This window comes from Kingella sp. SNUBH-2017 (assembly GCF_028680565.1).
Lineage (GTDB): Bacteria > Pseudomonadota > Gammaproteobacteria > Burkholderiales > Neisseriaceae > Kingella_D > Kingella_D pumchi.
The window spans coordinates 25,867-46,159 of the sequence record NZ_JAPHVK010000009.1 but is presented as its reverse complement, the minus strand read 5'-3'; the positions used below and the strand labels follow the sequence as shown (position 1 = coordinate 46,159).

The following is a 20,293-nucleotide window of genomic DNA, read 5'->3' as shown; positions in this document are numbered from 1 at the left end:
TCAGGCTGCCGCCACCATTCGGAAATTCCCCATGACCCAAACCCTCTTAATCGAACTCCTCACCGAAGAACTCCCGCCCAAAGCCCTCAACAATCTGGGCAACCATTTTGCCGCCGCTGTGGCCGAAAGCTTGGAAAAAGCGCAGCTGATTCAGGGTGATGCACAATACACCGCCTACGCTTCGCCGCGCCGTTTGGCCGTGCAGGTGTCAAACGTCAAAGCCGTGCAGAATGACCAGCACGTTGTCAAAAAAGGCCCAGCCGTCGCCAACGCGATGAAAGACGGTGCGCCCACCAAAGCGCTCGAAGGCTTCGCCCGCTCCTTCGGCGCCGACATCGGCAGCCTGAAAATCATCCACGACGGCAAGCAGGACGTATACGCCCACGAGTTCACCCAAGCAGGCAAGCCGCTCTCCGAATTGCTCGAAGACATCATCAATCAGGCGGTGAAAAAGCTGCCGATTCCCAAAGTAATGCGCTGGGGCAGCAGCACGCACACTTTCGTGCGCCCCGTACACGGCCTGGTGATTCTGCACGGCGCAAACGTCGTGCCCGCCAATGTATTGGGTTTGCAAAGCGGCAATACCACTTTGGGACACCGCTTCCTTTCAGACGGCCTGATTACCATTGAAAACGCCGATTCCTACGCCGAGCAAATGCGCGAGCAGGGCAAGGTCATCGCCTCATTCACTACCCGCAAAGCCGCGATTCAGACGGCCTTAAACCAACACGCAGGCCGTCTGAATGCCACAGTGGCCGCCGACGAAGCCCTACTGGACGAAGTGGCCGCGCTGGTGGAATGGCCGGTGGTACTCGAAGCCGGTTTTGAAGCGCATTTTTTGGAAGTGCCGCAAGAATGCCTGATTCTCACCATGCAGCAAAACCAAAAATACTTCCCGCTTTTGGACGCAAACGGCCGCTTGATGAACCGCTTTTTGCTGGTATCCAACCTTGAAGCCGCTGACCCTTCGCACATCATCCACGGCAACGAACGCGTTTTGCGCGCGCGCCTGTCTGACGCCGAATTTTTCTACAAACAAGACCAGAAAAACACGCTGGAAAGCCGCCTGCCCAAGCTGGCAAACGTGGTGTACCACAACAAAATCGGCTCGCAGGCCGAACGCATCGAGCGGCTGCAAAGCATCGCCGCCCACACCGCCGCCGCGCTGGGGGCAGACCGCGCCCAAGCCGAACGCGCCGCCCGCTTGGCCAAAGCCGACCTCGTTACCGAAATGGTGGGCGAGTTCCCCGAGCTGCAAGGCACGATGGGCAAATACTACGCCCGCCTCGATGGCGAAAACGCCGCCATCGCCGATGCCATCGAGCAGCACTACCGCCCGCGTTTTGCCGGCGACGCGCTGCCCGAAAGCCCTGTTGCCACCGCCGTTGCGCTGGCCGACAAACTCGAAACCCTGGTCGGCATCTGGGGCATCGGCCTGATTCCCACCGGCGACAAAGACCCCTACGCCCTGCGCCGCGCCGCGCTGGGCATTTTGCGCATGCTGATGCAGCACGGCTTGGACGTAAACGACCTGATTCAGACGGCCTTTGCGAGCTTCCCGCAAGGCTTGTTAAACGACAAAACCCCCGCCGAAGTGGCCGACTTTATGCAGGCGCGGCTGGCCGTATTGCTGCAAAACGATTATCCGCAGGATATTGTGGCCGCCGTACTGGCCAAACGCCCCGGCCGTCTGAACGATTTAGCCGCCAGGCTCGACGCCGTCGCCGCCTTCAAAGCCCTGCCCGAAGCCGCCGCGCTCGCCGCCGCCAACAAGCGCGTGCAAAACCTGCTCAAAAAGGCCGATGCCGAATTGGGCGCGGTAAACGAAGCCCTGTTGCAGCAAGACGAAGAACGCGCCCTTTATGCCGCCGCGCAGGCGATGCAGCCCAAAATCGAAGCCGCGCTGGCGCATCAGGACTTTCAGACGGCCTTGTCGGAACTGGCCGCCGTCAAACCGCAGGTCGATGCCTTCTTCGACGGCGTGATGGTGATGGCCGCCGATGCTGCGGTAAAACAAAACCGCCTGAACCTGCTCAACCAGTTGTCGCAACAGATGAACGCCGTGGCGGACATCGCGCTGCTGGGCGAGTAAACAAAAGCAGCCTGAAAACGGCTTTTGCGGTTTTCAGGCTGCCTTTATTGCAACAGCCGTAGGTCGGATACTTGTATCCGACACCTTGCTTTCAGACGGCCTCAAAGCAGCCTGAAAGCCTAAAAGGTCGTCTGAAAAGTAAAAAAGCAGCCTGAAACAAGCCAAGTGCCCGTTAAACAGAAAAACACGCCATGCCCCAAACCGTTACCCTTGTGCCGTACGACCCCGCACACGCCGCCGATTTGGACTACCGTCTGCACGGAGAGCAAGCACAATACTCGGTTTCGCCCCAAGAGCGGCTGCAAAACGGCCGGTTCGCCGCGCCCGACTGTTTGGCCGTAACCATTTTGTGCCAAAACCGCCCCATCGGATTTTTCATCCTTGATAAAGGCAGCGACCGCCTTACTTACAGCGCCAACCCCCGCGCCGTATTGCTGCGCTCGATGTCGGTCAACCCCGCATATCAGGGTCAAGGCTGCGCCCGCGCGGCGCTGGCTGACGATAAATTGGCGCCGCTCATCCGCAGCATATTGCCCGACTGCGACGAAATCGTGTTCGGCGTACACCACGCCAACCGCGCCGCCATCGACCTGTACCAAAGCTGCGGATTTGCCGATACGGGGCGAACCTTTATGGGCACAAAGGGGCTGCAATATATTTACAGCAAAACGATTCGGTAAAAGGCCGTCTGAAACAGTAAATCCAGCGGGTAGGTTGGGGTGCGACCCAACAACATGATTAAATCTCTTGCCAAATGTTGGGTTTGGCAACCCAACCTACCTATTGAAATGGGTATGAACGCGTTTCAGGCTGCCTTTTCAGACGGCCTCAAGGCAGCCTGAAACCCCAACCGCCGTCATTCCCGCGCAGGTGGAAATCTGCTCCGAACCACGGGCAACGGCGGATAAAACCACTCGCAGCAGCCGAAAAAGATTCCCGCCTGCGCGGGAATGACGGAGTACACAGGCCGTCCACCCGAAAAAGACCCCCAAACAATGAGCGCAAAAACCCTGTTCAAAGCCATCAAAAAACGCCTGCAAACGCTGCGCATCCGTGCGGGCAAGGCGTGGCTCGACCGTGCGCCGGTGCCGTCTGAAAAGCCGCTTGCACCGGAGAATATCGGCGGTATTCTGTTTTTGCGCCAAGACGGCAAAATCGGCGACTACATCGTCAGCTCGTTTGCCTTTCGCGAAATCAAAAAAGCCGCGCCGCACATCCACATCGGCGTGGTCTGCACCGAGGCCAACCGCAGCCTGTTTGACGCCAATCCGCATATCGACGCGGTGCATATTGTCCAAGCCAAAAGCAGTCGCTCGTATCGGGAAACCGGCCGCTCGATTGCAGGGCAATATGATGTCGTTATCGATCCCACCGTATTGGTGCGCAACCGCGATTTGGTGCTCATCCGCAGCATCAATGCGCCTTACAACATCGGTTTTGACAAAGCCGGCTACAAAATCTTCAACCTGAATATCGCCAACCGCAGCCAGCATTTCAGCGAAATCTACCGCGAGGCTTTGCAGCTTTGCGGCTTTCACGATGCGGATACGCGCTACGATTTGCCCGAGCAGCCTGAAAGCGCCGCCGCCGTGGGCGCGTTTTTGCGGCAAAACGTGCTGGGCAATTATGTGGCGGTAAATTTTTTCGGCGCGGCCAACCGCCGCCGTTTCAGCGAAGCGCGTATCCGCGAAATGCTCGATTATTTTGCCGCGCATTTTCCCGATACGCGCTTTGTACTGCTTACTTATCCTGATGCCACTCCGCTGCTGTCGCGCCTGATTGAAGGGCGGGGCAACTGTTTTCTCTACGCCGACACCGCGTCGGTGCAGGATTCCGCCGAACTCATCCGCCACGCGCACACCGTGATTTCGCCCGATACCGCGCTGATTCACATCGCCGCCGGTTTGGATAAAAACATCATCGGCCTGTATCAAAACGACGCGCAGAATTTCGCCAACTGGCATCCCAATTCGCCGCGCGCCGAGATTGTGCGCTTTGAAGCGCATATCGACGAAATCGCGCCCGAAATGCTGGCCGCGCCGCTGGCACGTTTTACCGCGCAGGAGGCCGTCTGAATGGGCAAACCCACCGTATTGCTGGGCATGATTAATGATGCCGCCATGTCGCGCACCGTGGCCGCCTGCCTCGAATACCACGGCTTCGAGGTGGTCAACTTCGCCCTTGATTCGCTCGATTTCCGCTATCCGAACCTGCGCTCGCGTCTGGCCGTGTTGCTCAAAAAAACGCTGGGCAACCGCCAAGCCAAAAAAGAGCTGATGATCGAACTCAAACGCCGCCAAGTTCAGACGGCATGGAACGCGCATCCGCAGTTTGATTACGCGCTGTTTATCCGCTCCGATATTTACCCCGACAGCTTTTTGCGCGAAGTACGCCGCCGCAGCCGCGTGATGGTGAACTACCAATGGGACGGCGTGGCACGCTTTGCCGCCGCCCAAGCGCAAATCGGCCTGTTTGACCGCTATTATGCGTTTGACCCCGCCGACATCCGCGCCGATTCCCGCCTGCTGCCCGCCACCAGTTTTTATTTCGACCACGACCTAAGCGGCCTTGCGCCCTACAATCCCGCCGCGCCACGGTTTTACTTTGTCGGCTCGCACCGCGCCGACCGCCTCGACGACATCCGCCGCTTTTGCCGATACACGCAGCAGGCCGGCTGGCAGCTCGATTTTCACATCGTCAACCCAAACCAGCCCGAAGCCGCGCAGGATTACCCCTTTGACGGCGTTTACTTTGCCGACGATGTCCCCTTTGCCGACAACCTTGAGCGCGCCCGCCGCAGCAGCGTGTTGGTCGATTTCGTTATCAGCACCCACAGCGGCCTGTCGCTGCGCACCTTTGAAGCCCTCGGCTACCGCAAAAAACTGATTACCACCAACGCCGAAATCGAAAAATACGATTTCTACCACCCCGACAACATTTTTATCTGGCGCGGCGGCAGCCTCGACGGCCTGCAAGCGTTCATCGCGCGGCCGTATCACGAACTGCCGCAGGAAATCTACCAAAAATACAGCTTCGGCAACTGGGTGCGCTATGTGTTGGACATTGAACCGCACATCAAAATCAGTCTGCCCGCCGCGTGAGTTTGGCAAGGCTGCCAAAACGGTAATTATCAACCCTACCCCGCAGACAACGAATCACATACAATGCCGCCCTTCCATCACGCCGACACCGCCATGAAAGCCAAAACCGTCATCCTTGCCATGCCGCCCATTTTCGGCATCCACCAAGTTATTGCCGAAAACCTGCGTTTTCACGGTTTTGAAGTGACCGAGCTGATCTACGAAGAAGGAAAATTCACCTACGCCAATATCTGGCAGCGGCTGAAAAAACTGTTTTACCGCAATCTATTGCGCCAACGCGAATACAAAAAAGAGCAGCTGTTCCAGCCCTATCTTGCCGATTTCACCGCCAAACTCGACCAAATCGAAGGACAGGCCGACTACTGCTTTATGATCTGGCCGGGCGTTTTCCCCAGCAGCTTTATGCAGACCCTGCGCGACAAAAGCCGCCTGATGGTGCACTACAACTGGGAAACATTGGAATTTCTCGAACACGAGTTCTACAAAATCAAATTCTTCGACAAATTCATGTTTTTCGACCCCTACGATATCGGCCGCCGCCCCGAATACGCTGACAAACTCATCCCCGCCACCAGCTTCTGGTTCGACTGCTACCTGCAGGAGGAACAAAACGACGGCAGCCTGTTTTTTATCGGCTCGCACCATAAAGAGCGCATCGCCGACATCCGCGCGTTTTACCTTGCCGCCGAATCAATCGGCCTGCCGACCGACTTTCGCATCGTATCGAAAAACCCCCAAGAGGCCGAACAGGAACTGGCTTTGCCCGGCGTACGCTATCTCTCTTCCGCCGACGCGCTGCCCTACCGCGACAACCTGCTGGCCGCACGCAAAGCCGGCGTTCTCGTCGATTTTCTCCACACCAAACACCACGGCCTCTCCCTGCGCGTTTTCGAAGCGCTGGGCTACGGTAAAAAACTGATTACCACCAACCCCACCGTCGTCCACTACGACTTCTACCATCCCGACAACATTTTTGTCTGGAGTGGCGGTAACACCGAAGAACTCAAAGCCTTTTTACAACACCCCTACTCGCCGCCGCCCGAAGCATTGAAGCAGAAATACAGCTTCGGCAACTGGATACGCTGGGCGTTTGATATCGAGCCGCATCAGGCAATCGGTCTGCCGCATCTTCCGCCCCAACAATCCCGCAATGATTAACTGTCCGACTATGAAAACAAATCTTATACACCTGCAAACCCACGGCGACGAGCGCGGTTCGCTGATTGCCCTTGAAGAGGGCAAAAACATTCCGTTTGAAATCAAACGGGTTTACTACCTGTTCGACACCAAAACAGGCGTACGCCGCGGCTTTCATGCTCATAAAAAGCTCAAGCAGGTGGTGGTGGCCGTACGCGGTTCGTGCCGTTTTCTGTTGGACGACGGCAAAGAAAAAGTCAGCGTATTACTGGACAATCCGGCGCAAGGTTTGTTAATAGAATCTTTCGTATGGCGGGAAATGTACGATTTTTCAGAAGACTGCGTGCTGATGGTGCTGGCAGACAGCCTCTACGATGAAGAAGACTACATCCGCGATTACGACGAATTCATTAAACGAGTGAAAAATTGATATGACAAACTTCCCAACTATTTTACCTGCGCGTACAGTGTTTCTAAGACTGGTCGAAATTAATGATGCGGCGTTTATCTGTGGATTACGTAACAAAAAAAAACTAAATCTCTTTTTATCTAAATCAGAAAACAGCATAGAATCGCAACTGGAATGGTTAGAGCAATACAAATATCGAGAAGCACAAAATCAAGAGTTTTATTTTATTATCAGTAGAAAAGATAACAACCAACCTATTGGTACAATTAGAATTTACGATTTTCAAAAACCTTCTTCTTTCTGTTGGGGAAGTTGGATTTTGAATGAAAATAAAACAGCAAGCTCAGCATTAGAAAGCGCATTATTAATATATAATATAGGGTTTGATTACTTAAATTTTGAACAAAGTCACTTTGACGTACGAAAAAACAATGTGAAAGTTAATTCTTTCCATATAAAAATGGGAGCTGTAAAAACTAGGGAAGATAATCTAAATATATACTATAAGCTTAGCAAAGAATCTCACTTAAAAAACAAAGAAAAGTATAGAAATTTTTTACTAGGAGATAGCAAGTGATTCCGTTTTTGGATTTGCAGAAAATCAACGCGCAATACGCCGATGAGATCAAAGCAGCCTGCAGCCGCGTGATTGACAGCGGCTGGTATATCTGCGGCAGCGAATTGGCGGAATTTGAACGGAAATTCGCCACCTATTGCGGCGTGAAGCACGCTGTCGGCGTGGCCAACGGCCTGGATGCACTGATTTTGGTTTTGCGGGCGTGGAAAGAAGCAGGCAGCCTGAAAGACGGCGACGAAGTCATTGTTCCGGCAAACACCTATATCGCTTCGATACTCGCCATTACCGCCAACCGGCTAACGCCGGTGCTGGTTGAGCCGAATCCCGAAACCTTCAATCTTGATCCCGCCAAAATGCAGGCTGTACTGACAGACAAAACCAAAGCCGTCCTGCCCGTTCATCTCTACGGCCAGTTGGCCGATATGCCCGCCATCTGCGCCTTTGCCAAGCAACACGGCCTGCTGGTGCTGGAAGACGCCGCCCAAGCACACGGCGCGGAGTCAAACGACAAAAAAGCTGGTGCTTGGGGCGATGCGGCGGGTTTTAGTTTTTATCCCGGCAAAAATCTCGGTGCGCTGGGCGACGGCGGCGCCATCACCACCAACGACGACCAACTGGCACAAATGCTGCGCGCCCTGCGTAATTACGGCTCGCACCGCAAATACGAAAACCTCTACAGCGGCACCAACAGCCGCTTGGACGAAATTCAGGCTGCCATCTTGTCGGTCAAACTTGCTTATCTCGATCGGGAAACCGAACGGCGCCGGCAAATCGCCACCCGCTATCTTTCCGAAATCCGCAACCCGCGTATCGTGCTGCCGCAGGTATCCGCACCCCAAACGCACGTCTGGCATCTGTTTGTTATCCAAAGCGACCGGCGCACCGCATTGCAGGAATATCTGCAGCAAAACGGCATCCAAACCCTGGTGCACTACCCGATTGCGCCGCACAAACAACAGGCCTACCGGCACTTGAACCATCTTTCCCTGCCGATTACCGAATCCCTGCACGAGCGCGTCTTGTCCCTGCCGATGAGCCCCGTACTGACCGATGCCGAAACCGATACCGTTATCCGAGCCCTCAATGACTGGAAATAACCCCACCCTGCCCCTGCTCTCCGTCTGCTGTCTGGGCTACAAACACGCCCGTTTTCTCGAAGAAAACGTCCGCTCCATCTGCGCCATCGACTACCCGAACATCGAAATCATCGCCGTGGACGACGGCTCGCAAGATAACAGCGTTGAATTATTAAACCGGCTGGCAGCGGAAATTCCGCTGAAAATGACCGTTATCGGCCAGGAAAATACCGGCAATGTCGGCAAAAACTTCAATACCGCCCTGCGTCAGGCACAAGGCGAGCTGATCGCCTTTATCGCCATGGACGACGTTTTCAATCCGCCCGTCGTCTTAAAGCAGATACAGTCCATGGCCGATAATCCCAAGCTGCTGTTCAACGCCGCCACCAAAATGGTCAGCATCAACGACCAGGGCTTTATCAGCGGCAATTTCACCAGCCCGCCCGCACACGATATGGAAGCCCCCACCGTTGCCGCGCTGCTGGACTTGGAATACAGCCACTTCGGCGGTTTCTACATCCAAGGCTGCCTCTTTCGCAAAAGCCTGCTCGACGCAGTCGGCGGTTTTGACGAAAACCAAACCGGCGACGACCTTGTGCTGCGCACCAAAATATTCCGCCATATGCTCGCAGAGCGCAGCGAAGATTTCGTCCTGACCAAAGAAAACGCCTGCTTTTACCGCCTGCACGACAACAACGTGCACAAAAATCTCGGCCGACAAATCAAAATCGTTACCGAATATCTGGGCAAATACTGGCCCGAACGCCCCCTGCCCGATATGCTGATCGACTGGATGGTAAACGCCATCGGCCTGCTCGGCATCGAAAAAAGCATCGACATACTGGCGATGAATCCGGTTGCCGCCTCCACACTGCTGCACGAAAAAGTTCAGACTGCCTTAAAGCAGGCCGCCACCGAAAAAAACAAGCGTATCTCTTGGTATAAACGCTGCAAACACCTGCTGTTCAAACGCATCAAAGACGGCGACAAACGCACCCTCGTGTTCTTTAGCAGCCTGAAATTCAGCTACCGCAAAAAGTCCAAACCCCGCCCGAGCGAAAACGCCGTCCACTACACAAACTACCGCTAGGCCGTCTGAAAGCCCATCTACCCGAAAACACAGGAAATCCCCATGACCCTTCTCATCACCGGCGGCGCCGGCTTTATCGGCTCCGCCCTTATCCGCCACCTGATCCAAAACACCGACGAGCGCGTCGTTAATCTCGACAAACTCACCTACGCCGGCAACCTGCAATCGCTTGCCGCCGTGGTCAGCAACCCGCGCTACACCTTCGAGCAGGCCGATATCTGCGACCGCGCCGCGCTCGAGCGCATCTTCGCCAAACACCAACCCCGCGCCGTGATGCACCTGGCCGCCGAAAGCCATGTTGACCGCAGCATCGACAGCGCAGGCGAATTTATCCACACCAATATCGTCGGCACCTTCACCCTGCTCGAAGCCGCCCGCGCCTATTGGGGCAGCCTGAACGACGCGCAAAAAGCCGCCTTCCGCTTCCACCACATCTCCACCGACGAAGTCTATGGCGACCTGCACGGCACAAGCGACCTCTTCACCGAAACCACCCCCTACGCCCCGTCCAGCCCCTACTCCGCCAGCAAAGCGTCCAGCGACCATCTCGTGCGCGCCTGGCAGCGCACCTACGGCCTGCCCACTCTCATCACCAACTGCTCCAACAACTACGGCCCCTGCCACTTCCCCGAAAAACTCATCCCCCACATCATCCTCAACGCCCTCTCCGGCAAACCCCTGCCCGTGTACGGCGACGGCAGCCAAATCCGTGACTGGCTGTATGTCGAAGACCATGCCCGCGCCCTGTATCAGGTTGTTACCCAAGGAAAAGTTGGCGAAACCTACAACATCGGCGGTCACAACGAAAAAACCAATCTCGAAGTCGTACGCACCGTCTGCGCCCTGCTCGAAGAACTCGCGCCCGAAAAACCCGCCGGCGTGGCGAAATACGAAGATCTCATCACCTTCGTCAAAGACCGCCCCGGCCACGACGCCCGTTACGCCATCGACGCCGCCAAAATCGGCCGCGAACTCGGCTGGCAGCCGCAGGAAACCTTCGACACCGGCATCCGCAAAACCGTCGCCTGGTATCTGGAAAACCGCGACTGGTGGCAAAACGTCCTCAACGGCAGCTACCGCCTGCAACGGCTGGGCAAAGGTGCGTAAACCCCTTTCAGGCTGCTTGCATAAGCAGCCTGAAAGTCCCCAAGGCCGCTTTCAGGCTGCCTGAAAGCGGATATCCGCCTTTTTTCAAACAAACCGCATTATTTCGTTTTCAGGCTGCCCTAAAACCCAAAGGCAGCCTGAAAATCTTTCCGCTCCTGCGGCTTGCCGGCCGCAGCGCCCTGCGCTAAACTGCGCGCGACTTTTAGTCGGGGTGCCGCATCATGCGGCTGAGAACATACCCGTGAACCTGATTCAGTTAGCACTGGCGTAGGAAACTAATGAACGAACGCAGAAACACGCACCGCAATAGCCGCCTTCGGGCGCTTGTGGTGCGTTTTCGTTTGCCGCCAGCGGTTCACGGCAAACGGAGAATCTTATGCACATTCACTATCTGGACGCCGTCCGCGCAAAACGCCCGCTGGTGCACAGCATCACCAGCACCGTAGCCGCCCATTTTTCTGCCAACGGCCTGCTTGCGCTGGGCGCTTCGCCGCTCATGGCCAACAGCCCGGCGGAAGTGGCAGAGCTTGCCGCTCACAGCGCGGCGCTGGTGCTGAACATCGGCATGCCGACCGATGCGCAGGTTGAGGCGATGCTGCTTGCCGGCGAGGCGGCGAACCGCGCCGCTGTGCCGGTCGTGCTGGACCCGGTTGCGGTCAGCGCAAGCGCCTACCGGCGGGAGATTGTTGCCAAGCTGTTGGCGCGTCTGCAATTTGCTGCCATTCGTGGCAACGCTGCAGAGCTGGCGTATCTCGCCGATGTGCCGTGGCAGGCAAGCGGCGTCGATGCAGGCGAGGGCAGTGGCGACCTTGCCGCCATCGCGCGGCAAGTGGCTACGCGCTACCGCTGCCTTGCCGTTTTGAGCGGCGCGCGCGATTACATTAGCGACGGCAAGCGCCTCGCCGTGCTTGCCAACGGCACGCCGCTGTTGCTGCGCATCACCGCCAGCGGTTGCCTGCTCAGCGCGGTACTCGCCGCCTTCCTCGCCGTCACGTCGGCAAATGAACGTTTTCAGGCTGCCTGCGAAGCCTGCGCCAGCTACGCCATCGCCGGTGAGCAAGCCGCCGCCGGTCTTGCGCCCAGCCAAAGCGGCAGTTTCGCCGCGAGATTCATCGACGCTCTCGCTGCCATCAGCGCGGCAGAGGTCGCCGCCGCCATCCGTATCGAAACGGGAGAATAGCCATGCCTTTCCCGCAAGCCTTAACCATTGCCGGTTCAGACAGCGGCGGTGGCGCCGGCATCCAGGCCGACATCAAAACCATGCAAATGCGCGGCGTTTTCGCCACCAGCGTCTTAACCGCCATCACCGCGCAAAACACGCGCGGCGTCGCCCATATCGAAATGGCAAGTGTTGCCAGCGTGCGCGCGCAACTCGCCGCCATTGCCGCAGACTTTGACATCGCCGCCCACAAAATCGGCATGCTCGGCACGACGGAAATGATTGCCTGCGTCGCCGACTGCCTGCGCACCTGCCGCTTCGGCGCGCTGGTGCTTGACCCGGTGATGGTCGCCAAAGGCGGCGCGCCGCTCTTGCAAAACGACGCCATTGCCGCGCTGAAAACACATTTGTTGCCGCGCGCCGACCTTGTTACCCCCAACCTGCCCGAAGCGGAACTGCTCAGCGGACAAGCCATCCGCAGCGAGGCGGACGTCGCCCGCGCTGCCGCCAGCCTGCTTGCGCTCGGCGCCAAAGGCGTGGTCATCAAGGGCGGCCACTGGCAGGAGAGCGGCAGCGCCATCTGCCGCGACTGGGTTTTCCTCGCAGACGAGACCTTTACCCTCGACAGCCCGCGCTGCGCGACGCCGCACACGCACGGCACCGGCTGCACCTTCTCTGCCTGCATCACCGCCGAACTGGCAAAAGGCGCGGCAATGGCAGACGCCATCCGCAGCAGCAAGGCCTATATCAGCGCCGCCATCGCCAGCCCGCTTAATATCGGGCATGGCCACGGCCCGGTGAACCATTGGGCGGGCGGAGGCGATGATGTTTGAGCGCCACAGCCTTCGCCTCTACCTTGTCGCCGGCACGCAGGATTGCCAGCATCTGCCACAGACAAGCCCGGAAGCGCGTCTGCTCGCCGTGCTGACAAGCGCGCTGCAGGCGGGCATTACCTGCTACCAGTTCCGCGAAAAAGGCGCCGGCGCCCTGCAGGATACGGTGCGGCGCACGCAGCTTGCCGTCCGCTGCCGCGACCTCTGCCGATACCACGGTGTGCCGTTTTTTATCAACGACGATGTGCCGCTTGCCCTCGAAACCAGCGCGGACGGCGTACACATCGGCCAGGGCGATATGCCGCTGGCGCAGGCGCTCACCCTGTGCCGCGGCCGCCTGCATCTCGGTCTCTCGCACCACAGCCCGGCCGAACTCGAACGCAGCCGGCAGGAAGACGGCCTGGCCTATCTCGCCCTCGGCCCGATTTTCGCCACCCGTTCCAAAGCCGACGCCGCCGCGCCGCTGGGCACCTCCGCCATCCGCGCGGCGCGTGCCGCCGGCATCGACCGCCCGCTGGTTGCCATCGGCGGCATCGATACCGCCAACGCGGCAGAGGTTTACCGCGCCGGCGCCGACGGCATCGCCGTAATTTCCGCCATTACCCAAGCCGATGACATCGCCGCCGCTGTGCGGCGCTTGCGCGCAGCAGCCGATTTTCAGGCTGCCTGAAAACACCACCCGCAAAAAAGCAGCCTGAAAGCCGTTTTATGGTTTTCAGGCTGCTTTTGCGGCGGCTATTGGCGGCCGGGTACGCGCCCCATGCGCTGTTTGAGCGATGTATTGCCGCTGCCAAAGAGCGCGGCGTAATAAACGGCGTTGGCCATCACTTTTTTCACGTAGTCGCGGGTTTCGTTAAAGGGGATGGTTTCGGCGTAAACCGCACCTTCCAAGCTGCCGGCGGCCTGCCATTTGCGGGCGCGGCCGGGGCCGGCGTTGTAGCCGGCGGTGGCGAGCACGTCGCTGTTTTGCAGCTTGCCGCGGATGTCGGACAGATACCAGGTGCCCATACGGATGTTGCCGGACATGGTGTACAGCTCGCTGTCGGACATGCTGGTTTGGCGGGCGATGACCTGCGCGGTGGCCGGCATCACCTGCATCAGCCCCTGCGCGCCGACGCCCGACTGCGCGCCGATTACAAAACGGCTCTCCTGCCGGATCAGGCCATAGACCCAGGCCGGATCCAGACCGACAGCGGCGGCGTGCGGCCGCACCAGATCGCTGAAGGGCGAGATGTAGCGCAGCTTGTAGTTGAGCAGGCGGTTGGTGCGGTCGGCGCTGTACACCGCCATTTCGTAAAACTGGTTGTCAAAAGCCAGCTGCGCTGCCGCCAGCTGCGCCGGTTCGTCGAAACTGCGCACGGCGTAGCGCCATTCGTTTTGTGCCTGCCGGCGCATTTTCCAGTTGCCGCCCTGCTGGCTGCTGCGAAATAGCGTCAGCGCGCGCTGGATGGCGCCGTCTTTGCCGACTGCCGCCACCTGCGCCGGCTGGGCGTCGGCCACATTGTTGCGGGCGTCGGCACGCTGCCCCAGCTCTTCGGCCGCCAGCAGCGCGTAGAAATTTCGGCCGCTGGCAGCGGCGGCGCGGTAATGGTTTTGCGCCTGCGCGGCATTGCCCTGCGCCGCCAGACTGCGGCCGAGCCAGTAGCGCCACGCCGGATCGTTCTGCAGACTCTGCGGCATATGGCCGATAAAGCGGGCGACTTCGTCCCAACGCTGCAGGCGCAGCGCGGCGCGCACCGCCCATTCGGCCTGCTCTTGGCCAAACTGCGCCGGCTGCGCGGCTTTTTGGTAGTAGGCCAGCGCCGCCGCCATATTCTGGTTTTTCGCCTGCACGGTGCCGAGTATGCCCCAAGCAAACGACTGCTGCTCGGCATTCAGGCTGCCTGCCAGGGCTTCCAAACGGGCGGCGGCGGCGGTCGGATTTTTCTGGGCGTTGGGACTAATCACATCGCGCAGCAGGTTTTCCTGCGCACCCTGCCCGCTGCCGCCATCAAGCGGACTGCCGAGCGCGGCCGCCAGCTTGCCGGCATTGGCAGTCTGCCCCGCCGCCAGCAGACCGCGTACCCGCCGCCATGCAGCCGCAGCCGGATAGGCGCCGCGGGCAGCCTGCGTTTCCAGCAGCGCATTACAGCCGGCCGGCAGCTTGCCGGTATCCTGCTGCCAGTCGCGGACGGCGGTATCATCGCCCAACTGGCCGGAAGTCAGCTTGGCGTAGCATTGCACTTCCTGACTGCGGCCGTCGGCCGGCAGTAGCTTCAGCTGCGTTTGAAATTCCTGCACCATGCCGCGGCGGCCGAGACTTTTCAGCCATTCGTTGCGCACGCTCTCACCCATCGCGCTTTGGTTCTGCTGCGCCAGAAACTGCTGCGCCGCCATATCGTCGCCGTTTTTAACCGCCGCCAGCACGCTCTCCAGCCGGGCAAAATCGTTGAGCGTCTGGCTCGGATTTTCCAGCGCGCGCGCCGGCGGCAGAGCAAACGCGGTATCCGCGCTCTCGGTGCCGGGGACGGCGGCAATCGGCTGGCCGCCCTCGTCGTCGTGTTTGTCGGACGAGCAGGCGCTCAGGGCGGCAAGGGCGACCAGCAGGCCGCAGGCGGCGAAACGGGCGGTTTTCATACGGTTTTCCGGTGGCGTTGAAAAGGACGCATCATAGCATTTTTTGCCCACCGCCGCCCGAACCCGCCCGTTGCCATGCTTTTCAGGCTGCTTTTGAGCCGCCAAAACAGCGCATTCAGGCAGCCTGAAAAAACAGACGGCCGAAAAGCGGAGCAATGCTTTGCCACCGGCCAAACCGCGTCTTTAAATTCGCCCGCCGCAAAGTTTAAAGTTTTGTATGTTTCAGCAGAAAAAACGCCGCATCAATATCCTTATATTCTGAATGGATTTAAAAAATATTGTTAAGGATTATTAACAATACTATAATCACAAGCGATAACGAATTTTGTTTTTATAAAGAGAGACGCAGATGAGTCCCAAAAAACAAGCCTTCCATCCCAAACTTCTGGCCGTACTGGTGGCCGGCATTAGCTGCTGCGCTGCTGCGGAAACCGAATCGAAAGCCGCATCCGAACCCGGCGAGGGCACCGAGCTGCAGAAAGTTATCGTGCGCGGCAATGCCGATAAAAGCGGCAGCGACGCCATGCACCACAAAAACGTCTCCAACGCGTATGTCGGCAAAGAATATCTGGAGCGCTACCGCGTAAACGCCGCAGGCGACGTGCTCAAAGGCCTCAACGGCGTATACAACATGAACACCCGAACCGCAGGCGGCGCCATCGCGCCCAATATCCGCGGCATTTCCGGCAAAGGCCGCATCCCCGTTACGCTCGACGGCACCGAGCAGACCGTGGATGTCTGGATGAACAACTACGGCGTGGGCGAGCGCAACTATCTCGACCCCGCCATTTTCCGCAGCATCATGGTGGAAAAAAGCCCCGCGCTCACCCGAGGCGTGAAATCCGGTGTGGGCGGTGCCGTGGCCATCCGCACCATCGAAGCGGCCGACATTATTCCCGAAGGAAAGAGCTGGGGCGTGCAGCTTAAAGCCGAAACCGCCAATAACGCCGCCGCACCCGCCAACGATCTCAACCGCTGGCTCGGCTTCCACGACTACCGCCTGCTGCCCGGCGGCGGCGCCACCGCCGACGGCGCAGGCGGCGGCGTTGATCCCTCCACCGGCCAGCAAACCCCCACCGGCCTCGTGTTCGACGACTACATCCCACCGCGCAACAAAAGCGGGCGCGGCGCCCGTTTTTCCGGCGACTATTCCGGCATGGCCGCCTTCGCCTTCAAAAACAGTATGGTGGATGCCCTAGCCGCCTACAGCTACCGCCGCAAAGGCAACTACTTTGCCGGCAAACGCGGCGCGCAAGGCTATCTGAAAAACCCCATCCAATGGGACAACAACTGCACCAACAGCCGCGACTGCACAGGTTCCGCCACCTTCATTCCCAATATGGCCAAAATCTATTCCCCGGGCGACGAAGTATTCAACAGCCGCACCGAAACCAAAACCCTGCTGCTGAAAAACAACTGGCACCTGCCCGCCAACCAGAAAATCGGCCTGCAATACATGCGCAGCGATATCGAGTTTGGCGAAATCAACCCCTTTCAAATGACCTGGGAGCTCGATTTCGACGAAGGCAACCCCTATCTGAAAGGCAAGCCCAAGCCCCAGCAGATTCAAAACGTCGATTCCAAAATCCGCACCGACACCTACAAAATCAGCTACGGCTGGAAGCCCGAAGGCAGCCGCTGGATAGACCTTGCCGCCAATCTCTGGCGCATCCGCACCTCCAGCACCCGCCATCAGGCAGGCGGCCCCAGTCTCGCCGTAAGCAAAGAAGACCCTATTTACAACTCATGGCACTGGTGCAACCGCCGCGGCATGCTCTCGCCCAGCGACGAGCAATGGGCGGCAAGCTGCCAAGACGTGTACGACATGTACGGCTTCGACCGCAACACCACCCGCGACGAAATCATCGAGCTGAGCCGCCAGAGCTTCGGCGACAACGACGGCAAATACACCGTTATCCCCGGCGCCCTGCAGAAAACCCGCGTAACCCGCACCGGCTTCGACATCAGTAACCGCTTCCGCTTCAACGACCGCCTCAGCCTCACCCTCAGCGCCGACTACCAGCACGAAAAACTCGGCGAAACCAGCGAAATCGCCCATTCCGACAGCCTGTTCGACATCACCGGCATGGTAAGCAGCATGACCAAGCTGGCCGGCCCGCGCAGCGGTTGGCGCACCGAATGGGGCAGCAATGCCGTATTCGACTGGCAGCCTACCGACCGACTGAAAATCTCCGCCGGCGTGCGTTATCACGGCTTCCGCGCCAAAGACACCGGGCTGGCCGAAGGCCGCGCCCGCCGCGATCCGCGCTATCAGGCGGGAGGAGTAAGCAATGACTATTATGCCGGGGTGTATCTGCCGTATTGGGAGCTGGTGGGCGATCAGGAAAGAAAGGATTACATTGCCGCCCGGGCAGCTGCCGAAGCGGCCAGCAATGCGGGCAATAATCAAGAGTACCGGCGTATTTTGAATGAGTTTGGTGCCAAATACGGGCTGCCTGAGGATCAGACAGGGTTTAACAAGTATCGGCTTCGCCAATATGCCTTTGCTTCTGCCGACGGCAGCAACGGCTCTACAAACAGGGCTTCCGGCACAATTAATCCTAATCCAGATGATGCACTTTACCGTGTACGTCCGGTATTTATACCTTTCCGTAACGGCAAGTTAGACAGCAGCGTGTTTGATGCCGCATACCGCAATGTAGATTTTCATGCCAAAGTGCAAAACCCGCAGGGATTGACCGGCAGCTATAACCGATATTTGGCGCGAATGGTGTTAGACGAATCAAGGGGGCCGTGCAAAAACGCGGGCTGTGCCGATGTACCCGGCAAATTGCTATACCTGGATACACTTTATGATGGCGATATCAATGGTGACAGTCGAGGACCGATTATAAGAAAGTATACTGAAGCAGAGCGCTGGGCACAGCCCAAAGAGCTGCACAGCCATGCTTGGGCGCCTACTATCGCAATCAGCTACGACCTGACTGATAAGCACCGTCTGTTTGCCCGCTATGCTCAGATGACCCGCTTCCCCAGCATCTACGAAATGGGCGGCCTGTATAACGAGATGGCTTATAACGATATGCCTACTGCACCTAATTTCAGCCTTAAGCCCGAGCGCAGCCGCAGCTGGGAAATCGGCTGGAATTTCGATTTTTCCCCTTATTGGCACAAGCTTCGTTCGGGTGATCTGCGCCTTACCTACTACCGCAACAATATTAAAAACGTACTCGAAACCGCCGATCATTTCCGTCTCAGCCAGTTCGACCGCAAAACCACCACCGGGGTAGAGCTGCAGGCGCGCGCCGATACGGGCGTATTTTTCGCCACACTCGGCGGCACCTACCGCCTGAAACAGGAAATGTGCGACCGCGACATGACTCTGATGTACGATCCCTATCGCAACAAAGGCCTGCCCGACTGCATCGAAGGCGGCTACGGTACCACCCGAGGCTATCAGGCCTTGCAGCCGCACTATTCGGTAAATCTCGATCTCGGTACCCGCCTGCTGGGCGAAAAGCTGGAACTGGGCGTACGCGGCATCTACCACAGCACGCCAAAAACTGCCCAATACGACGAACTGGTTCAAAAAGGATTGAGCTACATCTTCATTGCTACAGGCAAACCTTACCACTGGCGCTCTTCGCTCACTTGGGATCTTTACGGCCGCTATCAGTTAAGCAAACAGATAAGCATCAATCTCGGCATCACCAACCTTACCGACCGCTACTACCTCGACCCGATGTCCAACGTGCCCACCCCTGCTCCTGGCCGCACCGTTACCTTCGGCCTGCAGGGCAGGTTTTAGGGCGTCGGCATCCAAACCCGAGCCGCTTCGGTTTTTCAGGCTGCCTTTGCGGGAACATCTGCAGGGAAGGACAGTGTGCAACGGCTTCAATATCCGACTGCATAAGGGCAGGCGGCCGGATATCCTTGCGCATAACGCAATGGTATAAATAAAACTATATTTAAATATTATTGATTCTTGTTTGCTTATTCGGTATTATCCACTCCACAATAACAAACCCCAAAGAACACCAACCATACTGCCCAAGGCTTTTCCTGTTTTTCCGGCAGCTTTGGCAAAAGCAGGGCATGTAGCAGTAAACAGGCAACTGTTTATCAATCCGTTTATAAGGAGACGAAATTATGAAAACCTCTAAATTGTTGTTGGCCGTTCTGTTGGCAGGCGGCTTCGGTGTGGCTTCTGCCGGAGAGATAAAAGGCGACTCTTCCGATAAAAATCAAGTTTATCCTCGGAAATCCGATGCCTTACCGTTTGGTGCAGACGCCCCGGGTTTGCGCTTTTCAACTGACGGTGGCAAATCCTATTCCAATTCCATCAACTTGGAAAACGGCCCAGTTACCCGCATCCGCAACAAATACGGCAACAGGCCGATCAACGGCAATAATCCCGACCTAAACGTAATCGGCACCAGCAATCCGCACTATCTCACCATTAAAGACGTCGCACCCGTACTCGGCTGGTTCTACAACCCGAAGCTCGGTCAGGTATGGCTTGAGAAGCGTGCTCACGGAACCGAAGTATTCAGCGTACGCCAGATTACCGAGCCCAAGCTCCCGCTGGCGCCTAAATTCGGCGGACTGGTGATTGCCAAAGTGCCGAACCTGCCCGCAGGCACTTCGGTTTACTTCGGCGAATGGGCGCCGCGCGAACACGCTCCGGGCGCCAATTCCGACGACTTCCTGCGTAACGCGAAAAACCGCACCACTTGGTATGTGGGCGAAAACCCGACCAAAAACACTACAGGCCTGGCCGATGCCACCTATAACCTAGTCGGCGTCAGCGGCCATACGCCCGGGCTGAACGATTTCTATACCGGCTCGGTTAAAGCTACCTTCGGCACAAAAGAAACAGGTCGTTTGGACGGCAGCATCAATCGCCGCGAACAGACGTTTAACGGCGTGAGAATTACCGCAGACCGCCTGAACTTTGACGGTGCGCAGATTCGCAACGACAAAGGCACTTTCTCCGGAGGGGCAGGCAATGTGAGCGGCCAATTCTACGGCCCGGGCGCAGAAGCGTTGGCAGGTTACGGCACATCTGAAAAAGGTAACGGCGTTGCCTTCGGCGGCCGCAAACAGTAATCCCGCTTTTCAGGCAGCCTCTGCCT

The 20,293-nt window shown here is 57.8% G+C and carries 17 protein-coding genes and 1 riboswitch; of the genes, 16 read left to right on the top strand and 1 reads right to left on the bottom strand.

Annotated elements, in window-relative coordinates; genetic code table 11:
* Positions 1–31 precede the first annotated feature (31 nt).
* The 13 genes from glyS (at position 32) to thiE (ending at position 13,251) form a co-directional block, all read left to right on the top strand.
* Positions 32–2,092, top strand: coding sequence for a glycine--tRNA ligase subunit beta (gene glyS, locus OP500_RS07995; protein ID WP_274070642.1), 2,061 nt, complete (start codon positions 32–34; stop codon positions 2,090–2,092).
* Positions 2,093–2,283: 191 nt separating this feature from the next.
* Entirely contained in the window at positions 2,284–2,772 is a 489-nt protein-coding gene (locus OP500_RS07990) for a GNAT family N-acetyltransferase (protein WP_009426857.1), read from the top strand.
* A 315-nt stretch (positions 2,773–3,087) separates the two neighbouring features.
* Positions 3,088–4,167: a glycosyltransferase family 9 protein gene (locus OP500_RS07985; RefSeq protein WP_238744927.1), complete on the top strand. Its 1,080-nt coding sequence runs from the start codon at positions 3,088–3,090 to the stop codon at positions 4,165–4,167.
* A complete protein-coding gene (locus OP500_RS07980; protein WP_238744930.1) occupies positions 4,168–5,193 on the top strand; it encodes a hypothetical protein in 1,026 nt (341 codons plus the stop codon).
* Positions 5,194–5,256: 63 nt separating this feature from the next.
* Entirely contained in the window at positions 5,257–6,351 is a 1,095-nt protein-coding gene (locus OP500_RS07975) for a hypothetical protein (protein WP_238744932.1), read from the top strand.
* A 10-nt stretch (positions 6,352–6,361) separates the two neighbouring features.
* Positions 6,362–6,760, top strand: a complete 399-nt coding sequence (locus OP500_RS07970) for a sugar 3,4-ketoisomerase (RefSeq protein WP_238744934.1) — start codon at positions 6,362–6,364, stop codon at positions 6,758–6,760.
* 1 nt (position 6,761) lies between these two features.
* Entirely contained in the window at positions 6,762–7,316 is a 555-nt protein-coding gene (locus OP500_RS07965) for a GNAT family N-acetyltransferase (RefSeq protein WP_238744936.1), read from the top strand.
* Positions 7,313–8,413 (top strand): DegT/DnrJ/EryC1/StrS family aminotransferase, encoded by a 1,101-nt coding sequence (locus OP500_RS07960; RefSeq protein WP_238744939.1) that lies wholly within the window; start codon positions 7,313–7,315, stop codon positions 8,411–8,413. Before OP500_RS07965 ends, OP500_RS07960 begins: the two co-directional genes overlap by 4 nt.
* A complete protein-coding gene (locus OP500_RS07955; RefSeq protein WP_238744941.1) occupies positions 8,400–9,482 on the top strand; it encodes a glycosyltransferase family 2 protein in 1,083 nt (360 codons plus the stop codon). Before OP500_RS07960 ends, OP500_RS07955 begins: the two co-directional genes overlap by 14 nt.
* 42 nt (positions 9,483–9,524) lie before the next feature.
* On the top strand, positions 9,525–10,589 hold the full coding sequence (gene rfbB / locus OP500_RS07950) for a dTDP-glucose 4,6-dehydratase (protein ID WP_238744943.1): 1,065 nt from the start codon (positions 9,525–9,527) through the stop codon (positions 10,587–10,589).
* Positions 10,590–10,786: 197 nt separating this feature from the next.
* Positions 10,787–10,880, top strand: a riboswitch (TPP riboswitch).
* A gap of 85 nt (positions 10,881–10,965) precedes the next feature.
* Positions 10,966–11,769 (top strand): hydroxyethylthiazole kinase, encoded by an 804-nt coding sequence (thiM, locus tag OP500_RS07945; protein ID WP_238744945.1) that lies wholly within the window; start codon positions 10,966–10,968, stop codon positions 11,767–11,769.
* Positions 11,766–12,581 carry a bifunctional hydroxymethylpyrimidine kinase/phosphomethylpyrimidine kinase gene (thiD, locus tag OP500_RS07940; RefSeq protein ID WP_238744994.1) on the top strand — a complete coding sequence of 272 codons (816 nt, stop codon included), beginning with the start codon at positions 11,766–11,768 and terminating at the stop codon, positions 12,579–12,581. Before thiM ends, thiD begins: the two co-directional genes overlap by 4 nt.
* Positions 12,574–13,251 carry a thiamine phosphate synthase gene (thiE, locus tag OP500_RS07935; RefSeq protein ID WP_238744948.1) on the top strand — a complete coding sequence of 226 codons (678 nt, stop codon included), beginning with the start codon at positions 12,574–12,576 and terminating at the stop codon, positions 13,249–13,251. Before thiD ends, thiE begins: the two co-directional genes overlap by 8 nt.
* Before the next feature lie 65 nt (positions 13,252–13,316).
* Here thiE and OP500_RS07930 read toward each other — a convergent pair whose 3' ends face one another.
* Positions 13,317–15,197 carry a lytic transglycosylase domain-containing protein gene (locus OP500_RS07930; protein WP_274070641.1) on the bottom strand — a complete coding sequence of 627 codons (1,881 nt, stop codon included), beginning with the start codon at positions 15,195–15,197 and terminating at the stop codon, positions 13,317–13,319.
* Positions 15,198–15,290: 93 nt separating this feature from the next.
* Between OP500_RS07930 and OP500_RS07925 the strand changes: the two genes are divergently transcribed.
* From OP500_RS07925 to OP500_RS07915, 3 genes are all read left to right on the top strand, one after another.
* Positions 15,291–15,482, top strand: coding sequence for a hypothetical protein (locus OP500_RS07925; RefSeq protein ID WP_274070640.1), 192 nt, complete (start codon positions 15,291–15,293; stop codon positions 15,480–15,482).
* A gap of 64 nt (positions 15,483–15,546) precedes the next feature.
* Complete coding sequence (locus OP500_RS07920; RefSeq protein WP_274070639.1) at positions 15,547–18,966, top strand: TonB-dependent receptor domain-containing protein; 3,420 nt, start codon at positions 15,547–15,549, stop codon at positions 18,964–18,966.
* A gap of 341 nt (positions 18,967–19,307) precedes the next feature.
* Positions 19,308–20,267 (top strand): Slam-dependent surface lipoprotein, encoded by a 960-nt coding sequence (locus OP500_RS07915; protein WP_274070638.1) that lies wholly within the window; start codon positions 19,308–19,310, stop codon positions 20,265–20,267.
* Positions 20,268–20,293: the final 26 nt, after the last annotated feature.